This window comes from Tistrella bauzanensis (genome assembly GCF_014636235.1).
Classification (GTDB): Bacteria; Pseudomonadota; Alphaproteobacteria; order Tistrellales; family Tistrellaceae; genus Tistrella; species Tistrella bauzanensis.
Genome location: NZ_BMDZ01000058.1, coordinates 24,777 through 34,652 on the forward strand (window position 1 = coordinate 24,777; position 9,876 = coordinate 34,652).

At 65.1% G+C, this 9,876-nt stretch carries 8 protein-coding genes and 1 pseudogene; 7 read left to right on the forward strand and 2 right to left on the reverse strand.

Annotated elements, in window-relative coordinates; all coding sequences use genetic code 11:
• Positions 1 to 38: 38 nt before the first annotated feature.
• Positions 39 to 293 carry a hypothetical protein gene (locus IEW15_RS19570; protein ID WP_188581077.1) on the forward strand — a complete coding sequence of 85 codons (255 nt, stop codon included), beginning with the start codon at positions 39 to 41 and terminating at the stop codon, positions 291 to 293.
• A 47-nt stretch (positions 294 to 340) separates the two neighbouring features.
• Here the strand turns inward: IEW15_RS19570 and IEW15_RS19575 are convergent, their stop codons facing one another.
• The gene (locus tag IEW15_RS19575; protein ID WP_188581093.1) at positions 341 to 484 is read right to left on the reverse strand and encodes a hypothetical protein; all 144 of its coding nucleotides are present in this window, start codon (positions 482 to 484) and stop codon (positions 341 to 343) included.
• A 38-nt stretch (positions 485 to 522) separates the two neighbouring features.
• Positions 523 to 1,149 carry a TetR family transcriptional regulator gene (locus IEW15_RS19580; protein WP_188581078.1) on the reverse strand — a complete coding sequence of 209 codons (627 nt, stop codon included), beginning with the start codon at positions 1,147 to 1,149 and terminating at the stop codon, positions 523 to 525.
• Positions 1,150 to 1,242: 93 nt separating this feature from the next.
• Between IEW15_RS19580 and IEW15_RS19585 the strand changes: the two genes are divergently transcribed.
• The 6 genes and pseudogenes from IEW15_RS19585 to IEW15_RS19610 all read left to right on the forward strand — a co-directional run bounded on the left by IEW15_RS19585 (position 1,243) and on the right by IEW15_RS19610 (position 9,845).
• On the forward strand, positions 1,243 to 2,538 hold the full coding sequence (locus IEW15_RS19585; RefSeq protein WP_229708345.1) for an efflux RND transporter periplasmic adaptor subunit: 1,296 nt from the start codon (positions 1,243 to 1,245) through the stop codon (positions 2,536 to 2,538).
• Positions 2,535 to 5,696: an efflux RND transporter permease subunit gene (locus IEW15_RS19590; protein WP_188581080.1), complete on the forward strand. Its 3,162-nt coding sequence runs from the start codon at positions 2,535 to 2,537 to the stop codon at positions 5,694 to 5,696. The genes IEW15_RS19585 and IEW15_RS19590 overlap by 4 nt, the downstream gene beginning before the upstream one ends.
• Positions 5,697 to 5,898: 202 nt before the next feature.
• Positions 5,899 to 6,912, forward strand: a complete 1,014-nt coding sequence (locus IEW15_RS19595) for an NADP-dependent oxidoreductase (protein WP_268237183.1) — start codon at positions 5,899 to 5,901, stop codon at positions 6,910 to 6,912.
• 70 nt (positions 6,913 to 6,982) lie between these two features.
• Positions 6,983 to 8,016 (forward strand): annotated as a pseudogene (locus tag IEW15_RS26615) (aldo/keto reductase).
• Positions 8,017 to 8,050: 34 nt separating this feature from the next.
• Positions 8,051 to 8,449, forward strand: coding sequence for a nuclear transport factor 2 family protein (locus IEW15_RS19605; RefSeq protein ID WP_188581091.1), 399 nt, complete (start codon positions 8,051 to 8,053; stop codon positions 8,447 to 8,449).
• A 211-nt stretch (positions 8,450 to 8,660) separates the two neighbouring features.
• Positions 8,661 to 9,845 (forward strand): ABC transporter substrate-binding protein, encoded by a 1,185-nt coding sequence (locus IEW15_RS19610; protein ID WP_188581083.1) that lies wholly within the window; start codon positions 8,661 to 8,663, stop codon positions 9,843 to 9,845.
• Positions 9,846 to 9,876: the final 31 nt, after the last annotated feature.

The window sequence follows — 9,876 nt, forward strand, 5'->3', positions numbered from 1 at the left end:
GCCCCGCCCGCCAGCACGCAACGAGGAACAGTGCAATCATGCGACAAGACATTCTGCAAGCCATCGAGTGCTGGGCCTCCAGGCCAACGTGGTTCACGTCGCACCCCAGCGATACCACGGAACTCAAGCACGCGATCTCTAATCTCCGGAATCTCACGCCGCGCCCGACCAGGGACGAGTTGAAGGCCGCGATCTACGAACGTGTGAAGGGTCTGCCGGCAATGCTGGGAACACCTCGGGATATCGAGAAGGCCGCAGATGAATCTGCGACGAAAATTGCCATGAAGCTGTAGCGACCGCGTACCCCGCAGGTACTTCTTGAAGCGTCTCGCCGTGAGGCTCACGGCCGGTCCTTCCGGTGCGAATCCAGCGTTTGATGCCCGCGCCTGACAGCGGCGATGATGGCGTCGGGATCGGCGGTCCAGGAGAAGGGCTTGGGTTTGGAGACGATCTGCTTCAGGTGATGGCCGAGGTTGTTGTCCATGTGAAGGTGGTGGTATGGGCCAAGGCCGGCACCCACCCTCACCCAGCCTGAAGCGTTTTGAGATAGGCGCAGAACATCGCGGCCATGGCGTCGGCATAGGCTTCGATCTCGGCGGGGGTGCGCGGGGTGTCGGAGAAGCTTTTGCTGACGGACCACAGCGTTCTGAAGATCACGCCCTCGGCCAGTGCGCGCACCTCGTCGGGGGCGTCGGGTAAGGCCTCCTGCATGAACGCACTGGTCGCCAGATCGGCGGATCGTTTTATGTCCTGTGCCTCGGGCGTCTCACGATAAAGCGGCGCGGCGTCGTCGAGTGCCCCGCGCACGGCTGCCTCGTCGCATTCCGACTGCACGAATGCATGAACCAGCGTGTGCAGCCTGTCGAGCGGATGCATACGGCGATCCTCCAGGATGGTGCGGAGCAGGTCGCTCGTCTCAAGCCATTCATCGCTCTGCAGCCGGAACAGGATCGCCGCCTTGTTCGGGAAGTACTGGTAGAGCGAGCCGATACTGACCCCGGCCCGCTCGGCGACGCGCGCGGTGGTGAAACGCTGCATGCCCTCGGCCGCCAAAACCTGAACCGCCGCGTCGAGGATAGCGCGGACGAGGTCGGTCGAGCGCGCCTGTTGGGGTTGTTTTCGCGAGGAAATTCGGGGTGTGCGGGGCATCGTCGTGGTCTCCCGGCAATGCGATTAGCGACGCCAATGAATTGTCAGTATTTTTTCTTCCGGCACAGGATAACGGCCAGGCCGGAGATGATCATGAGCACGCAATCTGCGCAGGACGCAGCCAACGGCAGGTCGATGATCAGTGTGCGCAGGCACTGGCGGGCTGTCTCTCCGCACAACACTGTACATGCCGACCCGCGACGATCTCCACCCGGTTCGGCACGGCGCGGTCGGTCGCATCAGGTCTGGCTGGCCTGTCTCGCCTTTGCCGGTCTGGTGCTCGCGGGTTGCCGCGAACCGGCACCAGAGGACAGCGAGCGCCCGGCGGCCTCGGTCTCGGCCGAACGTGTCGGGCCGGCCGATTTCGGCGAGGTGCTGTCGATCTCGGGATCGGTGACCGCCGAGCGTCAGGTTCAACTGTCTCCCCGCGTCGACGGGCTTGTGTCGCAGGTCCATGTCGATGCCGGCGACAGGGTGGAGACCGGCCAGGGATTGCTGGACCTCGACCCCGACGTCTCGCGACAGGTGCTGGAACGGGCACGCGCGCAACTGGAGCAGGCGACAGCCGTTCGCCGCGAGGCCGGGCGGCAGTTGGCGATCGCGAGAGGGCTCGGCGAGAAGAGCGTCATCGCCCGGTCGCAGGTCGAGGCGCGTGAATCCGATCTCGCTATCGCGCAAGCCGCGGAAGGATCTGCGCGCGCGACGGTGCGCGAGCAGGAGGAGCTTGTTTCGCGCCATCATCTGCCGGCGCCGTTCTCGGGCGTCATCACCGAGAGGCTGACCGATTCCGGCGCATGGGTGGCGCTCGGAACATCGGTGCTCGGACTGGTGGCAACCGATCGGGTCCGCCTCGATCTGCACGTACCGCAGGAACGATACGGGCAGATCGGCGATGGCGCGCATATCCGGGTCTATTCCGAGGCGCTTGGTCGCACCGCGCTGCCCGCACGGGTCGCAGCCAAGGTGCCGGTCGTGGATGCGCGGGCGCGCACCTTCCTGCTGCGTCTGCTGATCAATGATCCGGACGCGCGCCTGCTGCCCGGCATGTCGGCGCGCGCGGAAATTTCCATGCCGCCGATGGAGGGCCTGTTCGCGGTCCATCGCGATGCGCTGCTGCGGCAGGCCGATGGCGGGCACAGCCTCTTCGTCATCGAACAGGCGGATGGCATCTCCGTCGCGCGCCGCAGGACCGTCCGGGCCCTGTATGGACAGGGTGATCAGGTTGCCGTATCCGGAAACCTGCGCATCGGAGACCACGTCGTCGTCCGGGGCAACGAAGCCCTGGAGGACGGGCAGTCGGCCGCCATCGCGCGGGCCGCCGCCGGGGGGGCCGCTGCCGGGGGGGCCGCTGCCGGGGGGGCCGCTGCCGGGGGGGAGTTACCGCGATGAGCTTCGATCTGCTGTTGCGACAGGGAAACCTGATCGCCGTCACCGTCCTTGCCTTGTGTGTGCTCGGCATCATGGCCGCGTTCAGTGTGCCGGTGCAGATGATCCCCGACGTCTCGACGCGAACGATCGTCGTCGAGACCAGTTGGCCCGGCGCGACGCCCCAGGATATCGAGCAGGACATCCTCATCGAGCAGGAACAGCATCTCAGGACGCTGCCCGGCCTGCGCCGGATCATCTCCAACGCAACCTCCGGGCAGGCGAGGATCCAGCTCGACTTTCCGTTCGGCACCGACATCAACGAGGCATTGCTGCGGACGAGCAATGCGCTGAGCCAGGTGTCGCGCTATCCGGAGAACGTCGACCCGCCGGCGCTGTCGACGATGTCGGCCTCGGAAGAGCCGTTCATGTATTTCGCGATCGCGCCCAAAGCCGGTAGCGCGCAGCAACTCGATCTGGCGATGGTCCGCGACTTCGTCGAAGACGAGGTACGCCCGCGGATCGAGCGGGTGCCCGGCGTGGCGCTGGTCGAGATCAATGGCGGGGCCGAGCGTCAGGTCCGCATCGTGATCGATCCGGAACGCCTCGCGCAGCGCGGCCTTGATATGAGTGCGGTTCGCGATGCGTTCCGGGCACGCAACATCGACACGTCGGGCGGTGATCTGGAGAGCGGCAAACGTCGGGTTCTGGTGCGGGCGATCGGGCGGTTCAGGGATGTGGCAAGCATCGCAAGCCTGGTGATCGACGAAGGCGGCGGCACGATCACCCGTCTGGCGGATGTGGCTCAGGTACGCCTTGAGCATTTCGAGCAGCAGGCGCTGACATTTCACAATGGCGATCCGGCGCTGTTTCTCGCGGTGCGCCGCGAGGCGGGCGCGAATGTTATCCAGACCAAATATGCGGTCCTGCCGGAAATCGAGGCCGCCCGGCGCGATGTCCTTGCGCCGGCGGGTCTCGACATCACCCTTTTCAGTGAAGACGCCCGCTATGTCGAGGCGGCGGTGGTCAGCGTATGGCAGGCGCTGGTGGCGGGGGCCCTGCTTGCGACCGGCATCATGTATGTGTTCCTGCGCTCGGCGCGAACCACCGCGATCGGTGTCGTGGCGATTCCGATCTGCACGATTGCCGCCTTTGTCGGCCTGTTGCTGACCGGCCGCACGCTGAACGTCATCTCGCTGGCGGGCATCGCCTTTGCGCTGGGCATGACGGTCGACAACGCGGCCGTGGTGCTGGAGAGCATCGATCAGGCCCGCAGACGCGGGTTCGGCCCGTTCGCCGCGGCTGTCGAAGGGGTCAGGCGGGTCTGGCCGGCGGTGCTGGCCTGCACGGTGGCCACCGTGATCGTGTTCCTGCCCATCTTCTTCATCGAGGAGGAGGCCGGGGAAATCTTCTCGGACATCGCCATCGCGATCGTCGCGGCGGTCATCGCATCGCTCGTCGTCGCGGTGACGGTGGTGCCGGCTCTTGCCGCGCGCTGGCTGCGGGCGGAGGCGCGTGCGCCTGCCGTCGGCGAGGACCATTTCGACCGGGTCGGGCGCAGGCTCGGCTGGTTCACGCGCTCGCGCGCGCGTTGCACGGCCGTCATCTGCGGCACGATGCTGGCCGCCGGGCTCGGCCTCGTCATTCTGACCCCGCCGGCCGACTATCTGCCAGAGGGAGAGGAGACACGGATCTTCGCCCAGATGGTGGCACCTCCCGGCTACAGCCTGACCGAAATGGACGGCGTGGCCCGGGCACTGATCGTGGATCTGCGGCGGCAGATCGACGGCAACGGCCCCGAAGACGCCGGGCCTGCCCCCGGCTTTCCCCGCATCAATACGTTCGCGATGTTCGTGAGCGCGCAGGGCATCACGGTGGTGACCGATCCCAGCGATCCGTCCGAACTCGATCGGCTGCGCCGCGCACTTGAAGAGCGGATGACGGCGGTTCCGGGGATGCGCGCCGCCACCTCGCGCGGCTCGGTCATATCGGGGGATGATGGCGGCACGCGCAGCATCAATCTTGAGGTCGCCGGGCAGGATCTGGCAGAGGTCTATCGTGTCGCCGGTGCGGCCTATGCCCGCGCGGAGCGGCTTTTCCAGGAGGCGCAGGTGAGTTCAGAGCCGGGCGCGCTCAGCCTCGATCAGCCGATGCTGGAACTGCGCCCCAGATGGGACCGCCTCGCCGAAGTCGGGCTCGATGCCGACCGTTTCGGCTACGCCGTCGCAGCCCTCGGCGATGGCGCCTTCGCCGGCGAGATGATTCTCGATGGCCGCCGCGTCGACATCTATCTGTTCAGCAGCACCGGCGGCGCCGAGCGCCTTGAGATGCTCCGGGATCTGCCCATCGCGACCCCGTCGGGCGGCGTGCTTCCCGTCTCGGCGCTGGCCGACTTCGAACGGTCGGTCGACACCGACAATATCCGGCGCGTGGACGGGCGCCGCACAGTGACGATCAGCATCGTGCCGCCCCGCTCGGTGGCACTGGAGACGGGTATCGCGCGTGTTCGTCAAGAGTTGATGGCCGACATGATCGCGGCCGGCGAGGTTCCGGACGGCGTGACGCTCGACATCACCGGCGCGAGCGATCAGCTGGACGCGACGCGTCAGTCGCTGTTCGGGAATTTCGCGCTCGGGCTCGTCCTGTCCTATTTCATGCTGGTGGCCGTCTTCCGGCACTGGGGGCGTCCCCTCTTCGTGATGACGACGGTTCCGCTCGGTGCCGCGGGCGGCATTCTAGGGTTGGCGCTGCTCAACGGCATGAGTGCTGTTCTGGAGACTCTGGGCCTCGGCAGGGTCGATCAGCCATTCGACATGATCACCCTGCTGGGATTTCTCGTGCTGCTCAGCGCGGTGGTCAACAATCCTATCCTGATCGTGATGGAGACCTATGCGGGGATCGATGCCGGTCGATCCACGGTCGAGGCCGTGCAGGACGCGGTGCGGCTCCGGCTCCGTCCGATCCTGATGTCGACTTATGCCAATGTCATCGGACTGCTTCCGATGGTCGCCCTTCCGGGCGCCGGCACCGAGCTTTATCGCGGGCTGGGCGCGGTCATGCTGTCGGGCATCATCGTCTCGACGATCGTGACCGTCACATTCCTTCCCTGCCTCCTTGCGGTGGTGATCGGCCTGCAGCGCGGTATCAGCAGGCGACCATGGGCCAGACCGATCGGCGGATGATGCCGACCGCGTGACCGTCATAATTTCTGCATCGATCATTACATAAAGCCGTTGACTCCATCGAGTGGGGCGTTTAGTTATTTTTGTGCTGATCAACACATAATAAATGCCAAGGCACCGGCGGGCCGGGCAGTGCCCGTCGCGGGTCCGGCCGACCACGGATCATTCCGGGTTCCTGAAGGACATTTTCCCCATGAAACACATGTCGAACCGACAGATCATCCTGGCGGCCCGCCCAGATGGCATGGCCCGGTTGAGCGATTTCAACGTCGTGGACACGGACATACCCTCGCCCAAAGACGGCGAGGTTCTGTTTCGCAACCGGCTGTTCTCGGTTGATCCCTATCAGCGCAACCTGATGGGCAACGGCTCGTCCGAATGGCCGGCCATCAACATCGGCGATCCGATGGGGGGGCCGACGGTTGGCGTGGTCGAACAGAGCAGACACCCGGATTTCGCGGTCGGCGATCCTGTTCAGTCCTGGTCCGGCTGGCAGCGATATGCGCTGTCCGACGGCTCGGACATCCGCAAGCTCGATCCCGACGCAGCACCGCTGTCGACCGCGCTGGGCCCGCTCGGCCTGACCGGGTTCACCGCCTGGTACGGGATGACAAAGCTTCACGCATTCAAGCCCGGCGGCACGCTGGTGGTCACCGGCGCGGCCGGCGCGGTCGGCTCCACCGCGGCTCAGTTGGGGAAACTGCGCGGGCTTCGCGTGGTGGGTGTTGCCGGTGGACCCGCCAAGGTCGCCCGGCTCACGGACGAACTCGGCCTGGATGCGGCCATCGACTACAAGGCCGCGGACGTCGAGGATCAGGTCAGGCGCGCCCTGCCGGATGGCATCGATGCGTTCTTCGAGAATGTCGGCGGGCCGATCTTCCCGGTGCTGATGGAATATTTCAACACCGACGCGAAGATGACCCTCTGCGGCACGATCGCCGACTATAGCGAGACCGAGCTGCCGACCGGCACGAATTATCTGCCGAGGCTGATCACCCTGATCCACTACAGGTTCGTCAGCATCAAGGCGTTCGCGATTCCCTATGTCCTGGACAGCTTCCCGGAATTCCTGGCCGAGATGGCGCCCTTGGTCCGTGACGGCAGGATCCGATATGGCGAAGAGTTCATCGACGGGTTCGATGCCCTGCCCGCGGCATTGATCACCCTGTTCGACGGCACGCATAGCGGCAGGAAGCTGATCGTCAGGGACAGCTGAAAACGCCGACATGGCCTCCGGCCCGCCTGCCGGGTCGAGGCCATCCCTCAAGACGGAGACCATGCCCATCATGCGCATGCGCAGACTTGGCAATAGCGGCTTGTTCATCTCGGAATTCTGCTTCGGGGCGATGACCTTCGGCGGCCGTGACGGCATCTGGGGTCAGGTCGGCAGACTGGGCCAGGACGATGCCGACGCCCTGGTGAGGGCGGCTCTGGATGCAGGCATCAATGTCATCGATACCGCCAACACCTATGCCGACGGCCGCAGCGAGCAGATGGTCGGCCAGTCGCTCAGAAATCTGGGCGTCGCGCGGGATGACGTGGTGATCGCGACCAAAGTCGCCGCACCGGTCGGAGACGGCCCCAATGCCTGCGGCGGGTCGCGCCGACATATCCTGAGCCAGTGCCGCGGCAGCCTTCAGCGGCTTGGCCTGGACCATATCGACCTCTACCAGATTCATGAATTCGACCCGGCGACGCCGTCGACCCGGCGACGCCGATCGAGGAAACGCTTGAGGCGCTGGACGTGCTGGTTCGCGCGGGGGATGTCCGCTATGTCGGCGTGTCGAACTGGGCTGCCTGGCAGATCATGAAGGCGATCGGCATCGCACAGGCGCGAAACCTCGCCCCGGTCATATCGCTGCAGGGCTATTACAGCCTCGTCGGTCGCGATCTGGAACGTGAACTCGTCCCGATGCTCAATGCGGAGCGTGTCGGGTTGATGGTCTGGAGCCCGCTCGCGGGTGGCTATCTGACCGGCAAATATTCAGGACATGGCGGCGACGGCGGGGGCCGGTTGGACGGCCTGGATTTCCCGCCGATCGATCGCACCCGCGGCGAACCCCTGATCGACATCCTGGGGCGCGTGGCGCGGAAGCACGGATGCAGCCCGGCGCAGGTCGCCTTGGCCTGGCTGCTGAAGCAGCCGGTCGTGACCAGCGTCATCATTGGCGCCAGAGGTGTCGAACAGCTCTCTGAAAACATCGATGCGACCAGGGTTCAACTGGATGATGCCGATCTGGCGGATCTCGACGCGGTCAGCCGGCTGCCTGTGGAATATCCAGGGTGGCTTCTGGACAGACCCACCGACCGGCATCCGTAAGCCTCGCCCCCTCACCCTCAAGAAAGGCCGGCATATGAGCGCCGAACGGAACAAACGGGTCGTCCAGGACTTCTGCGACCTCTTCGGGCGACCCGCCATCGACGAGGCGCTGGGCATGATGACCGGCGACGCCACATGGTGGATCAACGGCAAGCCGCATCTGTTCGCCGGTTCAGGAACCAGGACCAAGGCCGAGATGGCCGTGATCTGGCCCGGCCTCTATGCCTTGCTCGACGGCGGCTTGCAGATGAACGTTCTCGACATGATCGCCGAGGGCGATCGCGTGGCGGCGGAAATCCGCTCCCATGCCGTGACCAGGACCGGTCAGGTCTATGAGAACGATTACCACATGCTCTTCACACTCCGCGACGGCAGGATCGCCCGGGTGAAGGAATACACCGACCTCATGCACGCGGCGGAAATCTTCGGCTGATATCGTCCAGTTCAGATGGGCGAAGAAAAAACTCAACGCCATGTCCGTCGATGGCAGAAAACGACGGAAATCCGCCCTTGTGGACATGATACCGCCCCCGTAGCCTCGTTCCTGTAAGATCGTCTGATATCAATACGCAAGGTCAACTTGCCGGCGAGCTTATACCGCAGGGGAAGACTGCGAAGACGGAACGACACAGGGGGACCACGACATGAAAATGCAGAAGGACGGCGCTTCCGCGTCGAAAAGACGCGATCTGACCTGCCGGTTGTTTGCCGCCGCCGCGATGACTGTTTCGGCGGTGGGGCTGACGGCCGCGCCCGCGGCCGCGCAGATTTCGGGAGATGTCGTCAAGATCGGCATCGTCAACGATCAGTCGGGGCCGTTGTCGGATCTGGCCGGCCCGGGATCGGTGGTGGCGGCCAGGCTCGCGCTCGAAGACTTCAAGGCGATGACGCCGTCACTCAATGTTCAGGTCGTGTCGGCCGACCACCAGAACAAGGCCGATATCGGCGTCGAGGTGGTGCGCCGGTGGTACGAGGCCGACGGGGTCGACATGGTGGTGGATGTCGGCAACTCGGCCGTCGCCCTGGCGGTGCAGTCCATCGCGCGCGATCAGAAGAAGCTGGTCATCTATGCCGCGGTCGGCACCACCGACATCACCGGCAGCCAGTGCTCCCCGACCGGCCTCGCATGGCTGCACGACAATTACAATCTGGTCAGCGGACCGATCCGCAAACTGGTGGCGCAGGGCCAGGACAAGTGGTTCTTCATCGCCGCCGACTATGCGTTCGGGCAGAACATGGTCAAGGAGTCGCAAAGCGCGCTCGCGGCGGCGGGCGGCACCTCGATGGGGGCTGTGTTTCATCCGCTTGGCAACACCGATTATGCTTCGTTTCTTCTTCAGGCCCAGGCCTCGGGCGCCGATGTCGTCGCCTTCGCCAATGCCGGTTCCCAGCTCGTCACCTCGATGAAGCAGTGGAACGAGTTCGGCATGAACGGCGGACCGCAGCGGGCGGTGGCGGAACTCATGTTCCTGACCGACATCCACGGCATGGGGCTGGAAACCGCACAGGGCCTGACCGGCGTCACCGCCTGGTACTGGGATCTGAATGACGAGACCCGGGCCTTCGCCAAGCGCTTCTTCGATCTGCATGGCGCCATGCCCACAGCACCCCAGGCCTCGGTCTATTCGTCGGTGCTGCACTATCTGAAAGCCGTTGCCGCGACCGGAACGGATGAGACCAACGCGGTGGTCGCCGAAATGCGCGCGACGCCGGTCGACGACTTCTACGCGCCCGGCGCCACACTGCGGGCAGACAACAAGCTCGTGCACGATTTCTCGGGGGATGTCCCGCCCGATGTTGAAAAGGGCTCGGCGGACGTCGCTGGTTGATGAGGCTATGCAGCCTCGCAGACGGGGTCAA